This window comes from Pseudomonas sp. ADAK21, from assembly GCF_012935735.1.
GTDB classification, from domain to species: domain Bacteria; phylum Pseudomonadota; class Gammaproteobacteria; order Pseudomonadales; family Pseudomonadaceae; genus Aquipseudomonas; species Aquipseudomonas proteolytica.
In genome coordinates this window covers 2,515,949-2,533,787 of sequence record NZ_CP052857.1, presented here as the reverse complement: position 1 = coordinate 2,533,787, position 17,839 = coordinate 2,515,949, and the positions used below count along the sequence as shown (strand labels likewise).

Here is a 17,839-nt window from a genome sequence, read left to right as displayed (position 1 = left end):
GCAAGCCCGCTCGCCACAACCACAACCACAGCCATAGCCCCATCCACCTCCCTACACCGCAAGCAGGCCTGTCATGCATAACCCCTGCGCCCTGATCCCGGTCTACAACCACGAAGCCGCCGTGCCCGCCGTGGTCCGTAGCCTGCTGGACCACGGCCTGCCCTGCCTGCTGGTGGACGATGGCAGCAGCCCGGCCTGCGCGGCGGTGCTGGCGCAACTGGCCAGCCTGGATAACGTGTCGCTGCTGACCCTGTCCGTCAATCAAGGCAAGGGCGCAGCCGTGATGGCCGGTTTTCGCGAAGCCGCACGCCTGGGCTTTACCCATGCCCTGCAAGTAGACGCCGACGGCCAGCACGACCTGCGCGAAGTCGCGCTGTTTCTCGACGCCTCACGCACCCACCCTGATGCGGTGATCTGCGGCTACCCCGAATACGACGACAGCGTGCCCAAGGGCCGTCTCTACGCCCGTTACCTGACCCACTTCTGGGTATGGATCAACAGCCTGTCCCTGCAAATCCGCGATTCAATGTGCGGCTTTCGCATCTACCCCCTGCCTCCGGTGCTGGCGCTGATGGACTCGGCGCGGATCGGCAAGCGCATGGATTTCGACTCCGACATCCTCGTGCGCCTGTCGTGGCGCAACCAGCCGATGCGCTGGCTGCCGACCAAGGTGCATTACCCGGCCGATGGCCTCTCGCACTTTCGGCTGTTCCACGACAACCTGCTGATTTCGTCGATGCACACCCGGCTGTTCTTCGGCATGTTGATGCGTGCGCCGTTGATTCTGTGGCGACGGTGGCAGGCATGAGCGACAGCCCCCGGCATTGGGCCGACCGCCAGGAGCGCGGCAGCTTCTGGCTGATGAAACTCACCGCGTTCGCCGCCAAAGTGCTCGGGCGCCGGCTGCTGAGCCCGCTGCTGTATGGCATCGTCCTGTACTTTTTCCTGCTTGGCCGCACCGCGCGCCGGAGCATCTGGCAATACCAGCAGCGCCTGGCCGACTGGAGCGGGCGCGACGACCTGCGCCCCAGCCACACCAAGGTCTTCGGCCAGTTCATGGCCTTCGCCGACGCCTTGCTGGACAAGCTCGATGTGTGGAACGGCAAGCTGCGCCTGGAACAGATCGAAATCATCGACCCCGCCCAACTGCGTGGGCAACTGCGCGGCGAGCGCGGGCAGATGCTGGTGGGCGCCCACCTGGGCAACCTGGAAGTGTGCCGCGCCCTGGCGGAACTGGGCGAGAAAATCACCATGAACGTGCTGGTGCATACCAAGCATGCCGAACAGTTCAACCGCCTGCTGGGCGAAGCCGGGGCGAGTAACCTGCGCCTGATCCAGGTCAGCGAACTGGACCCGGCGGTGATGCTGCTGCTCAGCCAGCGCCTGGACGACGGTGAATGGCTGGCGATTGCCGGCGACCGCATCCCGCTGCATGGCGGGCGCACGGTGCGCGTGGACTTTCTCGGCCATGACGCGGCATTCCCCCAGGGCCCATGGCTGCTGGCCGGTCTGCTCAAATGCCCGGTCAACCTGCTGATGTGCCTCAAGCACCAGGGGCGCTATCGATTGATCATCGAGCCCTTCGCCCAATTGATCGAATGGAAACGCAGCGACCGCCAGCACGTAATCGCCCACTGGACCGCCCGCTATGCCGAGCGCCTGGGCCAGTTCTGCCTGCAAGCGCCCCAACAATGGTTCAACTTTTACCCTTTCTGGAAGACCGATGACGACGCATCTGCTTGAGCCGGTAACCTTCGGCGAACTCCCTTTGCGCATCGAAGACGTGCTGGCCCTGGCCAACCGTCAGGCGCCTACCCGCCTGCAAGACGATGCCGGTTACCGCCAGCGCATCGCCAAGGGCGCGCAGTTCCTCGATTCGCTGCTGGACAAGGAAGGCGTGATCTACGGCGTGACCACCGGCTACGGCGACTCGTGTGTGGTGGCGGTACCGTTGCAGCATGTCGAGGCTTTGCCGCGTCACCTGTACACCTTCCACGGCTGCGGCCTGGGCAAGTTGCTCGACGCCCAGGCCACCCGTGCGGTGCTCGCGGCGCGCTTGCAGTCGCTGTGCCATGGCGTGTCCGGGGTACGGGTTGAACTGCTGGAGCGCCTGCAGGCGTTCCTTGAACACGACATCTTGCCGCTGATCCCCGAAGAGGGCTCGGTGGGCGCCAGCGGCGACCTGACGCCGCTGTCGTACGTGGCCGCAACCTTGTCCGGCGAGCGCGAAGTGTTGTTCCACGGCGAGCGCCGCCAGGCCGCCGACGTCCACCGCGAGCTGGGCTGGACACCGTTGGTGCTGCGGCCCAAGGAAGCTCTGGCACTGATGAACGGCACCGCAGTGATGACCGGCCTCGCCTGCCTGGCCTTTGCCCGCGCCGACTACCTGCTGCAACTGGCCACGCGCATCACCGCGTTGAACGTGGTGGCGCTGCAAGGCAACCCGGAGCACTTTGACGAGCGCCTGTTCGCCGCCAAGCCGCACCCCGGGCAGATGCAGGTTGCGGCCTGGCTGCGCAAGGACCTGGCCATCGACGCCCCGACCGCGCCGCTGCACCGTTTGCAGGACCGCTACTCGCTGCGCTGCGCGCCCCACGTCCTCGGCGTGCTGGCCGACAGCCTGAACTGGCTGCGTTCGTTTATCGAGATCGAACTCAACAGCGCCAACGACAACCCGATCATCGACGCCGAAGCCGAGCGCGTGCTGCACGGTGGGCATTTCTACGGTGGGCATATCGCCTTTGCCATGGACAGCCTGAAAAACCTGGTGGCCAACGTCGCCGACCTGCTCGACCGGCAACTGGCACTGCTGGTGGACGAGCGTTACAACCATGGTTTGCCGAGCAACCTGTCAGGCGCCCCGGCGGATCGCGCGATGATCAACCACGGTTTCAAGGCTGTGCAGATCGGCACCAGCGCCTGGACCGCCGAAGCGTTGAAAAACACCATGCCGGCCAGCGTGTTCTCGCGCTCCACCGAGTGCCACAACCAGGACAAGGTGAGCATGGGCACCATCGCCGCCCGCGATGCGATCCGCGTGCTGGAGCTGACCGAACAGGTGGCCGCCGCCACCTTGCTCGCCGCCAACCAGGGCGTGTGGCTGCGCGCCCAGGTTGAAGATGCACGGCCATTGCCGCCAGCCCTGGCGGCCATGCACATCGAGCTGGCCAAGGACTTCCCGCCGGTGATTGAAGACCGCGCCCTGGAAGGCGAACTGCGCCTGTGCCTGCAACGTATCGCTGCGCAACACTGGAGGCTGCATGCGTAGCCCCGGCGTATTGCACAGCGACACGCAGATCCTCGTGCCGTTCTTCGACATCGACACGATGAACGTGGTCTGGCACGGCCATTACGTGAAATACCTGGAAATCGCCCGTTGCGCGCTGCTGGACAAGCTCGGCCACAACTACACGGCGATGCTCGAATCCGGCTATGCGTGGCCGGTGATCGACATGCAACTGCGCTACGTGCGTGGCGCCACCTTTGGCCAGACCATCAACGTGCGCGCCAGCCTGGTGGAGTGGGAGAACCGCTTGAAGGTCAACTACCTGATCACCGACCTTGCCAGCGGCGAACGCCTGACCCGCGCCAGCACCGTGCAAGTGGCCGTCGAAATTGCCAACCGCGAAATGCAGTTGGCCTCGCCCAGCGTATTCACCACCGCCGTCGAAAGGGCCCTGAAATGCTGACCCCTGTGGGAGCGGGCTTGCCCGCGATGGTCGTCAACGATAACGCGGGGCGCCTGACACTGCGCGGCGTCCTCGGGTTTTTCGCGAGCAAGCTCGCTCCTACAGAGGGGCGTCGAAAGGACCTCCCTGTAGGAGCGGGCTTGCCCGCGATGGTCGTCAACGATAACGCGGGGTGCCTGACACTGCGCGGCGTCCTCGGGTTTTTCGCGAGCAAGCTCGCTCCTACAGGGGTTGGGTTGTTTTTGAGTTTTGGGGCTAATGCCTTCGACTTGCAACAACTGAGCGACCAGTTGGCCAAGCCCTCGGTGATCCACGGCAGTTTCATCCAGGAGAAACACCTGCGTGCCCTGCCCCAGCCGTTGACCAGCAAAGGCACCTTCGTATTGGCCCGGGACCACGGCCTGCTCTGGCTGCTCAAAACCCCGTTGCAACAGGACTATCGCATCAACGCCCAAGGCATAGCCCGCCGCGATGCCAACGGCTGGCAGCCCCTGCCGAACAAAAGCGCCGGCGCTGAGCAGAACCGTTTATTCCTTGCTGTGCTGCAAGGCGACAGCAGTGGCCTGCAGCGCGACTTCGAGTTGCAACTGCAAGGTGAGGCCAAGGCCTGGAAACTCACGCTGATCCCACGCTCGCTCCTGCTCAAGCAAGTGTTCACCCAGATCAATATCGATGGCGGCGAGTTGGTGCACACCATCGAACTGCTGGAAACCCAGGGCGACAGTACCCTGCTGCGCATGCAGGACAGCACCAGCACACAACCCTTGAGCGACGCGGAGCAACACGACTTTGCCCAGTGAGCGTTGGTTGCCGCGTCTGTTCCTGATCCTGCTGGTGGCCGTGCTGGCCCTGGCCGGCTGGCAATGGCGCCATGGCGCGCCGTTGTCGGCGAACCTGATGGAGCTGGTGCCGGGCAACACCCCGAACGCCCTGGAACTGGCGGCCGAGCAACGCATGCAAGAGCCGCTGAACCGCGAGATGCTGGTGCTAGTCGGGCATGCCGAGCGCCAGCAAGCGCTGGCCATGGCCCAACAACTGGGTGAGCGCTGGCAAGCCAGTGGCCTGTTTGAGAAGGTCACCTGGACCCTGCAGGCCGACCTGCCAGCCCTGCGCCAGCAACTGCTGCAAGGGCGCCTGGCGATGCTCTCGGCCAAGGACCGCGAACAGTTGATCGCCGAGCCCGAAGCCTTTATCCAGCAGCGGGTGCAGACACTGTTCGACCCCTTTACCGGCTTCAGCCTGGTGTCGAGCCAGGACGATTGGCTGGGCCTGACCGGGCGCATCCAGAACAGCCAGCCGCAACACGGCGCGGTGCAGCTGGATATCGGCAGCGGCGCGTTGATCGCCGATGCCGACGGGCAAAGCTGGGTGCTGCTGCGCGCGCGTACCCAGGGCAATGCCTTTGATATGAAACTGCCGCTGCAAGTCGCCGACCTCCTGCAAGCAAGCCGCGACCAGGCCAGCGAGCAAGGCGTGCAACTGCTTGCCGCCAGCGGCCTGCTGTACGCGGCCAACGGTCAACAGCAGGCCAGCCGCGAGATGACCTGGGTCGGCGGCGGCGCGACCGTGGGTATTCTGTTGCTGTTGCTGTTGGCGTTCCGCCGTTGGCGCGTGTTGCTGGCCTTTGTCCCGGTGCTGGTGGGCATGCTGTTTGGCGCAGTCGCCTGCGTGGCGCTGTTTGGCCATATGCATGTAATGACCCTGGTGCTGGGCGCAAGCCTGATCGGCGTGGCTGTCGACTACCCACTGCATTACCTGTCCAAGAGCTGGAGCCTGCAACCCTGGCGCAGTTGGCCGGCCTTGCGCCTGACCCTGCCGGGCCTGAGCCTGAGCCTGGCCACCAGTTGCATCGGCTACCTGGCCCTGGCCTGGACGCCATTCCCGGCGCTGACCCAGATCGCGGTGTTCTCCGCCGCCGGCCTGGTGGGCGCCTATCTGTCGGCAGTGTGCCTGTTGCCGGCGCTGCTCAACGGCATCGACCTGCGCCCGGCGCAATGGCCACTGCGGGTCGCCGAGTTCCTGCTGGGGGTGCGCGAGTCGCTGCTCAAGCGCCTGCCAAGCCAGGCGCTGCTGGTGCTGGCCCTGCTGTTCTGCGCCGGTGGCCTGTGGCAGCTGAACAGCAAGAACGATATTCGCCAGTGGATCGGCGCGCCGCCGCAGTTACTGCAAGAGGCCCAGGCCATTGCGCGGATTACCGGCTACCAGCCCACCAGCCAGTTCTTCCTGGTGCGGGCGGACAATCAACAGCAGTTGCTGGAACGCCAGGCTGCCCTGAGCCAACGCCTGGATCAACTGGTGCACATGGACAAGCTGCAGGGTTACCTGGCGCTCAATCAACTGGTCAGCACCCCCAGCCAACAGCAGCAAGTGCGCGAGGCCCTCTCGCAGTTGCCGGCGCTGTGGCAACCGCTGCTGGACCTCGGCATCCCCGCCAGCGCCCTGCAAGCCGAACTGGCGCAACTGCAGGCGCTGCCCACCGAAGATATCGACGCCGCCCTGAACGGACCATTGGCCGAGCCATGGCGCCTGTTGTGGCTGGGCAATGTCGATGGCGGCGTGGCAGCGATGGTCAGCCTGCAAGGCCTGAACAACCCGGCGCTGCTGCGGATCCAGGCCCAGGACTTAGCGGGGGTGGAGCTGGTAGACCGCCTCGGCGACTTGAACCAGGTATTTGCCGCGACCCAGGTCAGCGCCGCCGAATTGAAATTATTGTCCTGTGTACTGATCGTCTTGCTGCTGGTCCTGCCCTTTGGCCTGGGCGGCGCACTGCGGATTGTCGCCCTGCCGCTGCTGGCCGCCCTGTGCAGCCTGGCCAGCCTCGGTTGGCTGGGGCAACCGTTGACCCTGTTCAGCCTGTTTGGCCTGCTGCTGGTCACAGCGATCAGCGTCGATTATGCGATCCTCATGCGCGAACAGATCGGCGGTGCCGCGGTCAGTCTGCTGGGGACATTGCTGGCCGCCGTCACCACCTGGCTGTCCTTTGGTTTGCTGGCAGTCTCCAGCACCCCGGCGGTGAGTAACTTCGGCCTGTCGGTCAGCCTGGGCCTGGCCTTCAGCTTTATGCTGGCACCCTGGGCCGGCCGCCAGGAACATGCGCCATGATGCCCACTAATTTTTTTCAGTTGAATGTGTTGATCGCCAACCCGGCAAGGAGCCACAGTGCCCACAGTTGAAATGGAACGTCGCCAGGTCGTGGTGATCGGTGCCGGCCCGTCCGGTGCCATTGCGGCCGCGTTGCTCAAGCGTAACGGGCATGATGTGTTGATCATCGAGCGCGAGCACTTCCCGCGTTTTTCCATCGGCGAGAGCCTGCTGTCCCACTGCATCGACTTTATCGAAGAAGCCGGCATGCTCGAGGCGGTCAACGCCGCTGGTTTCCAGCTGAAAACCGGTGCCGCGTTTGCCTGGGGCGAGCGCTACAGTGCGTTTGATTTCGGTGACACGTTCAGTGAAGGCAAGCCCACTACCTTCCAGGTCCAGCGGGCCGATTTCGACAAGTTGCTGGCCGATCAGGCGGCGTTGCAGGGCGTAGAGATCCGTTACGGCCAGACCCTGGTCGGCGTGGACTTCGCCGCTGGCCACCGCTACCTGCATGTGCGCCGCGAGAATGGCCGCGAATACCACATCAAGGCCGGCTTCGTGCTCGACGCCAGCGGTTACGGCCGCGTGCTGCCCCGCCTGCTGAACCTGGAAGCACCCTCGAACTTTCCGTTGCGCCAGGCGGTGTTCACCCATGTCGAAGACCGTATCGAACACCCAGGCTTCGACCGCACCAAGATCCTCATCACCACCCACCCCACCCAGCGTGATATCTGGTTCTGGACCATCCCGTTCAGCAACGGGCGCTGCTCGGTGGGCGTGGTCGCGGCCAAGGAGCATTTCGACGGTTGTGATGGGGATCTCGATGCCTGCCTGCGCGGTTTTATCGAACAAACCCCGAGCCTGTCCAACGTTCTGGCGAACGCAGTGTGGGATACCCCGGCGCGGACCATCGGCGGCTACTCGGCCAACGTCACCACCTTGCACGGCCCCGGCTTTGCGCTGCTGGGCAACGCGGCGGAGTTCCTCGACCCGGTGTTCTCCTCGGGCGTGACCATCGCCATGCGCTCGGCCAGCATGGCCGCAGGCGTCCTGCATCGCCAGCTCAAAGGCGAGAGCGTGGACTGGCAGACCGAGTTTGCCGAACCGCTCAAGCGCGGGGTCGATACCTTCCGTTGCTACGTCGAAGGCTGGTACGCCGGCACGTTCCAGGATGTGATCTACCACCCTGGCAGCTCCCCGGAAATCCGCCGCATGATCAGCTCGATCCTCGCCGGTTATGCCTGGGACGAGCGCAACCCCTTTGTCAGCGAACCCAAGCGCCGTTTGCGGATGCTTTCGGAAATCTGTGCGGGGGAAAACCTATGAGCAGCCCATCTGTGTCAAAAGAGTACTTGAGCAAAAACTACGTCGAAGAGACCAAATTCGGCTTCTGGTTCCTGCGCAGCCATACCTGGCAGCATCACGTCTTGCGCGTGGCGATCAACGACCTGCGCAGCCTGTTCAGCGACCCGCTGCCAGAAGCGCCAGTGCTGCTGGATGCCGGTTGCGGCCAGGGCAAGTCGTTCCGTTACCTGCAGCAGGTGTTCGCCCCCGAGCGCCTGATCGGCCTTGACGCTGACCCGCACAGCCTCGACTTGAGCCGTGCCGAAGCCACGCGCCAGGGCATTGAGATCGAGCTGATCGGCAGCGATTGCGCCACCCTCAACGTGGCCGATGAAAGTGTCGACATCCTGTTCTGCCACCAGACCTTCCACCACCTGGTGGAGCAGCAGCGGGCGCTGACCGAGTTTTACCGGGTGCTCAAGCCCGGCGGCTACCTGCTGTTTGCCGAGTCCACCGAAGCCTATATCGATACCTGGGTGATTCGCTGGCTGTTCCGTCACCCGATGCATGTGCAGAAAAGCGCCGCCGAGTACCTGGAGATGATCCGCGACCAGGGTTTCGAGTTCGGCCCGCAGAATGTCTCGTACCCGTACCTGTGGTGGAGCCGCTCGGCAGACTTCGGCCTGCTGGAGCGCTGGGGCCTGCGCCAGCCCAAGCCGTTTGGCGAGCGTGAAGAAACCCTGGTGAATGTGGTCGCACGCAAGCCACTCACAGGCACGCCAGCATGATGCGTGCGTTGTTGATCGGCTGCCTGTTGCTGCTGGCCGCCTGTGCCAGCCAGCCGCCGCTGCCGGTGCATACGCCAAGCCTGGCCTTGCCCGTGCAATTGCATATCGAGCGCGAGCAGGACGGCCAGCGCCAGGACTGGCTGCTGGTGATCCAGCGCGAGGGCGAAGCGCTGCGCTGGTCGCTGATGGACCCCCTGGGCATCCCCCTCGCCCGGCAAAAACTAGTGGCCGGCAGTTGGCAAGCGGATGGTTTATTGCCGCCCAACCCCCAGGCCCGTGAATTGTTTGCCGCCTTGCTGTTTGCTTTGACGCCCGCCGCCGAGCTGCCAGGCAGCTATCCCCAAGCCCGTGAGGACGACGGTGTGCGGGCGCTCAAGCCGCATTGGCAAGTGATTTACCGCGCGCCCTTGACCTTCACCGTGAGCATGCCCGGCCAGCACCTGGATTATCGCGTCACCGCGCTTGAGAGCAGCCCATGACCGCCTACCTCAATGCCCTCGGGATCATCTGCGCTCTGGGCCGTGGCCAGCAGCAAGTGCGGCGCAACCTGTTTGCCGGGGATTGCTCGGGCATGCGCGCCGAGAGCGGCTGGGTGCCCGATCGGGTGCTGCCGGTGGGCAGCGTGCCCGGCGAACTGGCGGCGCTGCCGCCGCACCTGGCCCAGCAGAACAGCCGCAATAACCAGTTGCTGTTGGAAGCCGCCTTGCAGATCGAAGGCCCGATCCGGCAGGCGATCCAGACCTTTGGCGCCTCGCGCATCGGCATCGTACTGGGCACCAGCACCTCGGGCATCGATGAAGCCAGTCGTGGCATTGCCCATTACCTGCAGCAAGGGCAGTTCCCCGAAGATTACGACTACCGGCAACAAGAACTCGGCGCCCCGGCCAACTTCCTCGCCGACTGGCTGCAACTGAGCGGCCCGGCCTATGTGATTTCCACTGCCTGCACCTCCAGCGCTCGCGCGATGATGAGCGCGCGCCGCCTGCTGGACCTGGGCCTGTGCGATGCAGTGCTGTGTGGCGGGGTCGATAGCCTGTGCAAGCTGACCCTCAATGGCTTTACCTCCCTGGAGGCCGTGTCGTGCGAGCGTAGCAACCCGTTTTCGGTGAACCGCAATGGCATCAACATCGGCGAGGCGGCGGTGCTGTTCCTGATGAGCAAGACCCCGGCCCCCATTGCCCTGCTGGGCAGCGGCGCGAGCTGCGATGCACACCATATTTCCGCGCCGGAGCCCACGGGCAAGGGCGCTTTGCAGGCGATGAGCAAGGCCCTGGCCAGTGCGAAGTTGGCACCGGAGCAGATCGGCTACCTGAACCTGCACGGCACCGCGACCCAGCACAACGACGCCATGGAAAGCCTGGCCGTGGCGACACTGTTTCCCGCTGGCGTAGCCTGTTCCTCGACCAAGCCGATGACGGGCCATACCCTGGGCGCCGCCGGGGCGCTGGAAGCAGCGTTCTGCTGGCTGAGCCTGGTCGAGGGCGCGCTGGCGCCGCATATCTGGGACGGCCAGGCCGACCCGGCGCTGCCCGCCCTGCGCTGGGCCAAGGTCGGCGACACCCTGGAAAAACGCTGCCTGATGAGCAACTCGTTTGCCTTCGGCGGCAATAACGTCAGCCTGATTATCGGAGACGCCCCATGATCGATTGGCCGCTCGCCGAACTGCTGCCCCACGCCGGGGACATGATCCTGATCGACCAGGTGCTGGCGTTCGATGAAGAGCAGATCCGCACCCGCCTCACCGTAAAGCCTGGCGGCCTGTTCAACCGCCCCGACGGCAGCCTGCCGGCCTGGGTCGGCGTCGAGTTGATGGCGCAAAGCGTCGCCGCCTATGCCGGCTGCCGGGCGCGGCAGAACGGTGAAGCCGTCGAGCTGGGGTTCCTGTTGGGCACCCGTAAGTTTGAATGCAACGTCGAGCACTTTCCCGCCGGCACCGAGCTGACCATCCACGGCCTGCGCTCCCTGGAAGACGACAACGGCATGGGTGTGTTCGAATGCCACCTGACCGGCGACGGGATCCAGGCCAGCGCGCGCCTGAACGTATTTCGACCGCCCCAGGCGGCCAACTATTTAGCTGAATCGAAGGACACGCGTCATGACTGAATCCGTACTGGTCACCGGCTCCAGCCGGGGTATCGGCCGCGCTATCGCCCTGCGCCTGGCCCAGGCCGGCCATGACATCGTGCTGCATTGCCGCAGTGGTCGCGCCGAGGCGGATGCCGTACAGGTCGAAATCCAGGCCCTGGGCCGCAAGGCGCGGGTGCTGCAATTCGATGTGGCAGACCGTGCCACCTGCAAGCAGATCCTCGAAGCCGACGTTGAGGCCCACGGCGCCTATTACGGTGTGGTGCTCAACGCCGGGCTGACCCGCGATGGCGCGTTCCCGGCGCTGTCGGAAGACGACTGGGACGTGGTGATGCGCACCAATCTCGACGGGTTCTACAACGTGCTGCACCCGGTGATGATGCCGATGATCCGACGCCGCGCGGCCGGGCGCATTGTGTGCATCACTTCGGTCTCGGGGCTGATCGGCAATCGTGGCCAGGTCAACTACAGCGCGTCCAAGGCCGGCTTGATCGGCGCGGCCAAGGCCCTGGCAATCGAGTTGGGCAAGCGCAAGATCACCGTCAACTGCGTGGCTCCCGGCCTGATCGACACGGCAATGCTTGATGAGAACGTGCCGGTGGAAGAACTGATGAAGATGATCCCCGCGCAACGCATGGGTACGCCCGAAGAAGTCGCCAGTGCGGTGAATTTCCTGATGTCGGCCGAAGCCGCCTACATCACCCGCCAGGTCCTGGCCGTGAACGGGGGCCTGTGCTGATGAAACGTGTGGTAGTCACCGGCATGGCCGGCATGACCTCCCTGGGCTGCGACTGGGAAACCATCGTCGCCAACTTCCGTGCCCAGCGCAGCGGCATCCGCCGCATGGATGAGTGGGATCGCTTCAGCGAACTGAACACCCGTTTGGCCGGGCCGATTGATGATTTTGTGGTGCCGGCCCACTGGACCCGCAAGCAACTGCGCAGCATGGGCCGGGTCTCGCGCCTGGCCGTGTGGGCCGCGGAGCAGGCGTTGCAGGACGCCGGCCTGCTGGGCGATGCGTCGATCAAGGACGGGCGCATGGGCGTGGCCTGCGGCTCGTCCACCGGCAGCACCGATGAGATCAAGGCCTTTGGCAATATGCTGCTCAACTCGGTGGCCGAGGGCCTGAACGCCAACTCCTATGTGCGCATGATGCCGCACACCACGGCGGCCAATATCAGCATTTTCTTTGGCCTCACCGGGCGCCTGATCCCCACGTCCAGCGCCTGCACCAGCGGTAGCCAGGGCATCGGCTATGCCTATGAGGCGATCAAGTTCGGCCGCCTGCCACTGATGCTCGCCGGTGGCGCCGAAGAACTGTGCCCCACCGAAGCCATGGTGTTTGATGCGCTCTACGCCACCAGCCTGAAAAACGACGCCCCGCAAACCAGCCCACGCCCCTACGACAGCGGCCGCGATGGCCTGGTGATCGGCGAAGGCGGCGGCATGCTGGTGCTTGAGGAGCTGGAACATGCCTTGGCCCGTGGCGCGCATATCCATGCCGAGATCGTCGGCTTTGGCAGCAACGCTGACGGCCAGCACACCACCCGTCCCGAGCAGCTCACCATGCGTCGCGCCATGGAACTGGCCCTGGAAGATGCCGGCCTGACGCCGGATGCCATCGGCTACGTCAACGGCCACGGCACCGCCACCGAACAAGGCGACATTGCCGAAACCCTGGCCACCAGCAGCCTGTTCGGCAGCCGCATGCCCATCAGTTCGCAGAAGAGCTTCCTGGGCCATACCCTGGGCGCCTGCGGCGCGCTGGAGTCGTGGTTCAGCATCGAAATGATGAACCGTGACCAATACGTGCCGACCTTCAACCTCGATCAAGTCGACCCGCGCTGCGGCGAACTGGATTACCTGCGCGGCGAGTTCCGCCAGATGCACAACGACTACGTGATGAATAACAACTTTGCCTTTGGCGGCGTCAACACGTCGCTGATCTTTCGCCGCTGGCAGTAAGCCTTTTATTTGATTGGAGAGAACGGAATGTCTTCGTTGCTACGCGCCACCCTCATCGCCCTGACCCTGCTGACCGCCGCCGGCTGTACCAGCAAACCGGTGCTCAACACCCAGCACGCGCTCGCCGCCAACGAGCAGGTCAGCGAAGAGAAAATGAAACAGAGCATCCTCACCGCCCTGGACAAGCGCAACTGGACCGTCCAGCGCGCCGACCCACGCCTGATCCAGGCCCAGATCAACGTGCGCAACCGCTACTACGCCGAGATCGACATCCGCTATACCGGCACCAGCTACGCCATCACCTACCGTGACAGCCAGGAACTGGGCTACAAGGACGGCAAGATTCATCGCAACTACAACCGCTGGGTGAGCATGCTCGACCGCGACATCATGGCCGGGCTGCGCACAAACGGCGCGGCGCAAGCGGGTACGGCGGCGCAGTTGTTCAAGGAGACGGGGACGTCGAAGCAGAACTGAGTGGCGCCTGGCAAGCCAGCATCCACCTAACACCAGAAACGACAAAGGGCGCCTTTCGGCGCCCTCTTCACAAGCAGGCTGGCTTGTCATCGCCTTTGTCCTGCCCGGCTCTGCGATAGCTGGATTTCCAGGATCCTCAGAGTCTCACAAGCCCCTTTCGGGAACTGGGGCAGTATGCCTGAAAAGCCGGATAGGACAATCCGTGGCAAAACGCCTCCTGTCAGCTAACCGATTCGTCAAAGGCCAAGTGCGCCACGCACCGCCGCCTTTACAGCCAAAAACTGCTCGCTGGAAAGTTCGTCGATTTTGTAAGTTCGTTTGCCATGCCGATCCTTACTCTTGATTCGGTCAAGTCGTCCAAGGCTGACGGTGGCAACGATGTCGCATTTCGCCCAGCACACTGCCTTCTTTGGGTTGGTAGAGAAGTGTCATCCATGTCACTCAGTGAAAAAGAAACGATTTTGCGCAACGCCAAAGCAAATCACTAAACCGGTTCCGTTACCTGATATGTGACCGCCGCTACACCAACGCCTTGCGCGTCAGCAGCTCGACAAACGCCTTGGCCATGGGCGACTGCTGGTCCTTGCGCTGCACCAGCCACACCGCCGTCACTGCCTCCGGGTCGAGCAAGGTGCGGTAGACCACGCCGTCGATGCGGATGCGCTGGTACGAGGCCGGCAACACCGACACCCCCAACCCCGCCGCCACCAGGCCGATGATGGTCATGGCTTCGCCGGCCTCCTGTGCGAAGTACGGGCTGAAGCCGGCATCGCGGGCCAGGTTGATCAGTTGCGCATATAAACCACTGCCGTAGGCCCGTGGGAAAAACACAAAAGGTTCGTCAGCCAACTGCGTCAGGTGCAGGCCCCGCTCGCTGCCTTGGGCCAACGGATGGCCGGCACTCAGCACCGCCACCAGGGGCTCGCGCATCAACTCCACGACACTCAATGAGTCCGGCAAGGGCAGCGGGCGCATCAGGCCGACCTGGATCGACTCGTCCACCAGTGCCCCCGCCACCTCGGTGCTGCTCATTTCCTGCAGGTTCAGGTGCACCGCCGGGAAGGCCTGGCGAAAAGCAAAAATCGCCTGTGGGATGCTGGAGTTGAATGGCGCCGAAGAGGTGAAGCCGATCTTCAATTCGCCCAATTCCCCCAACTGCGCACGGCGCGCCACGTCTGCGGCCTTGTCGACCTGGGCCAGTACCAGGCGGGCTTCTGTGAGGAACAAGCGGCCAGCCTCACTCAGCTCGACCCGACGATTGGTACGTTCAAACAAGCGGGCGCCGACCTCCTGTTCCAGGGCCTGTATCTGCTGGCTCAACGGCGGCTGGGAGATGCCTAATACCTGGGCAGCCCGGCCGAAATGCAGCTCTTCAGCCACGGCGATGAAGTAGCGCAAGTGGCGCAATTCCATGAAAACCTCATTAGGTCGTAAAAGCTATCAAACAGGTCGAACAATATATTGGAAAGAATCATTAGCCAGCTATATTCTTTTTTCATTGCCAGCCCTGGCAGCCTTTGCCACCGAGGTCCCGCGTGAAATCTGCTGTTGCTCCACTCGTCCAGGAACTGCCACCCACCGCCCTCGACGAGGTGGTGGCGCAACTCAACGATGTGTACATCGAAAAAGACACGCCGATGTTCATGCGCACGGTGCTGGCCCTGTTTTCCGGCGGGTTTGCCACCTTTGCCCTGCTGTATTGCGTGCAGCCGATGATGCCGGCGTTGTCCCACGAGTTTTCCATCAATGCCGCGCAAAGCAGCCTGATCCTCTCCGTCTCCACGGCGATGCTCGCTTTTGGCCTGTTGATCACCGGACCGATTTCCGACCGCCTGGGGCGCAAGCCAGTGATGGTCACCTCGCTGTTCTGCGCGGCGGTATGCACCATCGCCAGCGGCCTGATGCCGACCTGGGAAGGCATCCTGTTACTGCGTGCGCTGCTGGGCCTGTCCCTTAGTGGCTTGGCGGCCGTGGCCATGACTTACCTCAGCGAAGAGATCCATCCGCAGCACATCGGCCTGGCCATGGGCCTGTATATCGGCGGCAATGCGATTGGGGGCATGAGCGGGCGCCTGATCACCGGCGTGCTGATCGATTTCGTCAGTTGGCACACCGCGATGTTGATCATCGGCGCACTGGCACTGATTGCGGCAACCGTGTTCTGGAAGATCCTCCCCGAGTCGCGCAACTTCCGCGCCAGCAGCCTCAAGCCGCGCAACCTGATCAACGGCTTTGTCATGCACTTCAAGGATGCGGGCCTGCCGTGGCTGTTTCTCGAAGCCTTCGTACTGATGGGCGCCTTCGTCACGCTGTTCAACTACATCGGCTACCGCTTGCTGGCCGCCCCTTATGACATGAGCCAGGCGGTGGTCGGCCTGTTGTCAGTGGTGTACTTGTCGGGCATCTACAGCTCGGCGAAGATCGGCTCGCTGGCCGACCGCCTGGGCCGGCGCCGCATGTTGTGGGCCACTATCGTGCTGATGCTCGCCGGCATCACCCTGACCCTGTTCAGCCCGCTGCCACTGATCATCATCGGCATGTTGGTCTTCACCTTCGGCTTCTTCGGCGCCCATTCGGTGGCCAGCAGCTGGATTGGCCGACGAGCGCTGAAAGCCAAGGGGCAGGCGTCGTCGCTGTACCTGTTCAGCTACTACGCGGGGTCGAGTATTGCCGGTACGGCGGGGGGTGTTTTCTGGCACTACGGGGGGTGGAACGGGATTGGCGGGTTTATCGTTGCACTGTTGATCGTTGCGCTGCTGGTGGCGTTGAAGCTGGCGAAGTTGCAGCCGCTGGCAAAAACGGCAACTTGATTCGCCACACAAAAAACCGCGTTACCGCGTTTTTTTCACCACAGGTTTTCGTTTCATACCGCCCACCAACGAGTCATGACACGCCATGGCACGCCCCGCATCCCATTCAGCCTGCATCGCCGAAAACATCTCAACGTCGATTCGGGCTTGATGGGTGACGAGCGCCTCGGACATGGCCTCTGCGATTCGCTCGATGATTATCCCTGGCTTTTCCACGGCACAGTGTTTACGACCGAACTCCATCAGTTGTTGGCGATCCGGGTAGGTCTTCACCTTGTTCATCTTGATTGCCAACGTGCGATCAACCAATGAGCGTCCGGACTTGGGGTTGTAGTGCTCATACACCGTGGTGGTAGTCACATCAAACACCGGCGCCAACCGCACCGTTTCACGCGCGCCAGGATGGGTATAGAGCACCCCGAAGTTCTTCAAGTGCGCATCGCCATTGCGCACCATCACTGACAGGCAGACGTAAGAGAAAAACCGCTCAAGCTCGCGCAGCGGCTCGCCATGCGCACAGACATGGTCAATGACCGTAGCCAGGGTTTCGTAGCTCTGGGAATACTTGTAATTGTCATGGGGGTCTTTGTTGAGGCCCAAAAGCACCGCCATGTCTTCAAAACCCAGCCGCCCAGACGGTGTCAGGTCAAAGCGTTCCATGACAAACAGATCGCCTCCTTCGGACAACCAGAATGGCGGTGTTTCCAGCCCCGCAATGCGCGCGGCTTCCATGCAGAGGAATTCATTCTGGGCCAGATGAGCATATTCATCGGCACCGGACTTTACGATCAGGTCGGAACTGAGCAGGGTTTTACGGCCACCGGCCAGCTTGTCCAGATCAGGCACCAACACTTTGGGCTGCACGCCGGAAATACCCGACTCGAAATAGGTCTGCACCAAAAACGCAAAGATGTCCTGGGTACTGTCAGCCGAAAGAATTTGGCCTAGCCCTACCTGTGCACGCACGGCAGCCGAAGCTTCGACGGGGTTCTGATAGGTCAGGCGCCCGATCTGGTTCCCGCCAATAACCGATAGCAGACGCATCTCGTCTACCTGAATGTGCCTGGCCATACGGCGCTTTATCTGATCGGCGAGAAAACCTTCCGGCACGTTCATATCAAAAATCGGATGCAACACGTTGCTGACCGCAGGCGTCGGGTCATAAGGCATGACCAGCGACACCTCGCGCTCGGTATCGGCAGATGCGTACGCAAACGAGAACTGGGAGCCCTTGGACAACTCGCCCGAACGCCCCTGCGGGGTAACGACATTGAGTAACTTGACTCTACTCATCGTGCTCTACCAGGTCCGCCAGGGATTTGAGATCTATGCGTTTGTCGACGACTTCCAATGCCATCCCAAGTGCCGAGATCACCCGGAATACCGTGTACATCGCAACGTTCTCACCCGCTTCAAGATCAATGATGGTCTTGCGATTGCACTTGGCCCGATCCGCCAGTTGCGCCTGGCTGTAACCTTTGGCGCGACGTAACTGGCGTATCCTTTCGCCAAGTTGAGGTGGATTCGCCAGCAGCATGATGTCACCCATATTGGACTTTTTTAAATAAAAATCAGAATAAGTCCTATATGAAGGACTTTACTAGCACCTTACGTCTGTTTCGGGCCCAAAAAAACGCCCAGCCTAAGCCGGGCGTTTTTT

The 17,839-nt window shown here is 62.9% G+C and carries 18 protein-coding genes; 15 read left to right on the top strand and 3 right to left on the bottom strand.

Annotation, left to right across the window (positions count from 1 at the left end; genetic code table 11):
- Positions 1-73: 73 nt before the first annotated feature.
- The 14 genes from HKK57_RS11465 (at position 74) to HKK57_RS11400 (ending at position 13,369) form a co-directional block, all read left to right on the top strand.
- Entirely contained in the window at positions 74-808 is a 735-nt protein-coding gene (locus tag HKK57_RS11465) for a glycosyltransferase family 2 protein (protein WP_169390182.1), read from the top strand.
- On the top strand, positions 805-1,743 hold the full coding sequence (locus HKK57_RS11460; RefSeq protein WP_169390181.1) for an LpxL/LpxP family acyltransferase: 939 nt from the start codon (positions 805-807) through the stop codon (positions 1,741-1,743). Before HKK57_RS11465 ends, HKK57_RS11460 begins: the two co-directional genes overlap by 4 nt.
- Positions 1,724-3,268 carry an HAL/PAL/TAL family ammonia-lyase gene (locus HKK57_RS11455; RefSeq protein WP_104911427.1) on the top strand — a complete coding sequence of 515 codons (1,545 nt, stop codon included), beginning with the start codon at positions 1,724-1,726 and terminating at the stop codon, positions 3,266-3,268. The genes HKK57_RS11460 and HKK57_RS11455 overlap by 20 nt, the downstream gene beginning before the upstream one ends.
- Positions 3,261-3,689 (top strand): acyl-CoA thioesterase, encoded by a 429-nt coding sequence (locus HKK57_RS11450; RefSeq protein WP_169390180.1) that lies wholly within the window; start codon positions 3,261-3,263, stop codon positions 3,687-3,689. The genes HKK57_RS11455 and HKK57_RS11450 overlap by 8 nt, the downstream gene beginning before the upstream one ends.
- 149 nt (positions 3,690-3,838) lie before the next feature.
- Positions 3,839-4,489, top strand: a complete 651-nt coding sequence (locus HKK57_RS11445; protein ID WP_169391191.1) for an outer membrane lipoprotein carrier protein LolA — start codon at positions 3,839-3,841, stop codon at positions 4,487-4,489.
- Entirely contained in the window at positions 4,479-6,791 is a 2,313-nt protein-coding gene (locus HKK57_RS11440; RefSeq protein ID WP_133713955.1) for an MMPL family transporter, read from the top strand. The genes HKK57_RS11445 and HKK57_RS11440 overlap by 11 nt, the downstream gene beginning before the upstream one ends.
- Positions 6,792-6,848: 57 nt before the next feature.
- Positions 6,849-8,096: an NAD(P)/FAD-dependent oxidoreductase gene (locus HKK57_RS11435; RefSeq protein WP_224791170.1), complete on the top strand. Its 1,248-nt coding sequence runs from the start codon at positions 6,849-6,851 to the stop codon at positions 8,094-8,096.
- A gap of 11 nt (positions 8,097-8,107) precedes the next feature.
- Complete coding sequence (locus HKK57_RS11430) at positions 8,108-8,842, top strand: class I SAM-dependent methyltransferase (RefSeq protein ID WP_169908800.1); 735 nt, start codon at positions 8,108-8,110, stop codon at positions 8,840-8,842.
- On the top strand, positions 8,839-9,321 hold the full coding sequence (locus HKK57_RS11425) for a DUF3261 domain-containing protein (RefSeq protein WP_154907224.1): 483 nt from the start codon (positions 8,839-8,841) through the stop codon (positions 9,319-9,321). Before HKK57_RS11430 ends, HKK57_RS11425 begins: the two co-directional genes overlap by 4 nt.
- A complete protein-coding gene (locus HKK57_RS11420; RefSeq protein WP_169390178.1) occupies positions 9,318-10,484 on the top strand; it encodes a beta-ketoacyl-[acyl-carrier-protein] synthase family protein in 1,167 nt (388 codons plus the stop codon). The genes HKK57_RS11425 and HKK57_RS11420 overlap by 4 nt, the downstream gene beginning before the upstream one ends.
- Positions 10,481-10,945, top strand: a complete 465-nt coding sequence (locus tag HKK57_RS11415; protein ID WP_104911422.1) for an ApeP family dehydratase — start codon at positions 10,481-10,483, stop codon at positions 10,943-10,945. Before HKK57_RS11420 ends, HKK57_RS11415 begins: the two co-directional genes overlap by 4 nt.
- A complete protein-coding gene (gene fabG, locus HKK57_RS11410) occupies positions 10,938-11,666 on the top strand; it encodes a 3-oxoacyl-ACP reductase FabG (RefSeq protein ID WP_169390177.1) in 729 nt (242 codons plus the stop codon). Before HKK57_RS11415 ends, fabG begins: the two co-directional genes overlap by 8 nt.
- The gene (locus HKK57_RS11405; RefSeq protein ID WP_154907223.1) at positions 11,666-12,892 is read left to right on the top strand and encodes a beta-ketoacyl-ACP synthase; all 1,227 of its coding nucleotides are present in this window, start codon (positions 11,666-11,668) and stop codon (positions 12,890-12,892) included. Before fabG ends, HKK57_RS11405 begins: the two co-directional genes overlap by 1 nt.
- A gap of 27 nt (positions 12,893-12,919) precedes the next feature.
- On the top strand, positions 12,920-13,369 hold the full coding sequence (locus HKK57_RS11400; RefSeq protein ID WP_029296094.1) for a hypothetical protein: 450 nt from the start codon (positions 12,920-12,922) through the stop codon (positions 13,367-13,369).
- A 519-nt stretch (positions 13,370-13,888) separates the two neighbouring features.
- Here HKK57_RS11400 and HKK57_RS11395 read toward each other — a convergent pair.
- Complete coding sequence (locus HKK57_RS11395; protein ID WP_029296092.1) at positions 13,889-14,782, bottom strand: LysR family transcriptional regulator; 894 nt, start codon at positions 14,780-14,782, stop codon at positions 13,889-13,891.
- A gap of 155 nt (positions 14,783-14,937) precedes the next feature.
- On the opposite strand from HKK57_RS11395, the gene HKK57_RS11390 reads away from it, so the two are divergent.
- Complete coding sequence (locus HKK57_RS11390; RefSeq protein WP_238353704.1) at positions 14,938-16,179, top strand: MFS transporter; 1,242 nt, start codon at positions 14,938-14,940, stop codon at positions 16,177-16,179.
- Between the two features lie 21 nt (positions 16,180-16,200).
- Here the strand turns inward: HKK57_RS11390 and HKK57_RS11385 are convergent, their stop codons facing one another.
- Together HKK57_RS11385 and HKK57_RS11380 are read right to left on the bottom strand one after the other, a co-directional pair.
- Positions 16,201-17,472, bottom strand: coding sequence for a type II toxin-antitoxin system HipA family toxin (locus HKK57_RS11385; RefSeq protein ID WP_169390175.1), 1,272 nt, complete (start codon positions 17,470-17,472; stop codon positions 16,201-16,203).
- Positions 17,465-17,728 (bottom strand): helix-turn-helix transcriptional regulator, encoded by a 264-nt coding sequence (locus HKK57_RS11380; protein ID WP_224791169.1) that lies wholly within the window; start codon positions 17,726-17,728, stop codon positions 17,465-17,467. Before HKK57_RS11380 ends, HKK57_RS11385 begins: the two co-directional genes overlap by 8 nt.
- Positions 17,729-17,839 lie beyond the last annotated feature (111 nt).

Bases quoted from the DNA above. Each gene is read 5' to 3' on its own strand.
- HKK57_RS11445 (WP_169391191.1), top strand. From the start codon at position 3,839: ATGGTCGTCAACGATAACGCGGGGTGCCTGACACTGCGCGGCGTCCTC.
- HKK57_RS11405 (WP_154907223.1), top strand. From the start codon at position 11,666: ATGAAACGTGTGGTAGTCACCGGCATGGCCGGCATGACCTCCCTGGGC.
- HKK57_RS11455 (WP_104911427.1), top strand. From the start codon at position 1,724: ATGACGACGCATCTGCTTGAGCCGGTAACCTTCGGCGAACTCCCTTTG.
- HKK57_RS11425 (WP_154907224.1), top strand. From the start codon at position 8,839: ATGATGCGTGCGTTGTTGATCGGCTGCCTGTTGCTGCTGGCCGCCTGT.
- HKK57_RS11420 (WP_169390178.1), top strand. From the start codon at position 9,318: ATGACCGCCTACCTCAATGCCCTCGGGATCATCTGCGCTCTGGGCCGT.
- HKK57_RS11380 (WP_224791169.1), bottom strand. From the start codon at position 17,728: ATGGGTGACATCATGCTGCTGGCGAATCCACCTCAACTTGGCGAAAGG.
- HKK57_RS11460 (WP_169390181.1), top strand. From the start codon at position 805: ATGAGCGACAGCCCCCGGCATTGGGCCGACCGCCAGGAGCGCGGCAGC.
- HKK57_RS11400 (WP_029296094.1), top strand. From the start codon at position 12,920: ATGTCTTCGTTGCTACGCGCCACCCTCATCGCCCTGACCCTGCTGACC.
- HKK57_RS11385 (WP_169390175.1), bottom strand. From the start codon at position 17,472: ATGAGTAGAGTCAAGTTACTCAATGTCGTTACCCCGCAGGGGCGTTCG.
- fabG (WP_169390177.1), top strand. From the start codon at position 10,938: ATGACTGAATCCGTACTGGTCACCGGCTCCAGCCGGGGTATCGGCCGC.
- HKK57_RS11450 (WP_169390180.1), top strand. From the start codon at position 3,261: ATGCGTAGCCCCGGCGTATTGCACAGCGACACGCAGATCCTCGTGCCG.
- HKK57_RS11395 (WP_029296092.1), bottom strand. From the start codon at position 14,782: ATGGAATTGCGCCACTTGCGCTACTTCATCGCCGTGGCTGAAGAGCTG.
- HKK57_RS11415 (WP_104911422.1), top strand. From the start codon at position 10,481: ATGATCGATTGGCCGCTCGCCGAACTGCTGCCCCACGCCGGGGACATG.
- HKK57_RS11465 (WP_169390182.1), top strand. From the start codon at position 74: ATGCATAACCCCTGCGCCCTGATCCCGGTCTACAACCACGAAGCCGCC.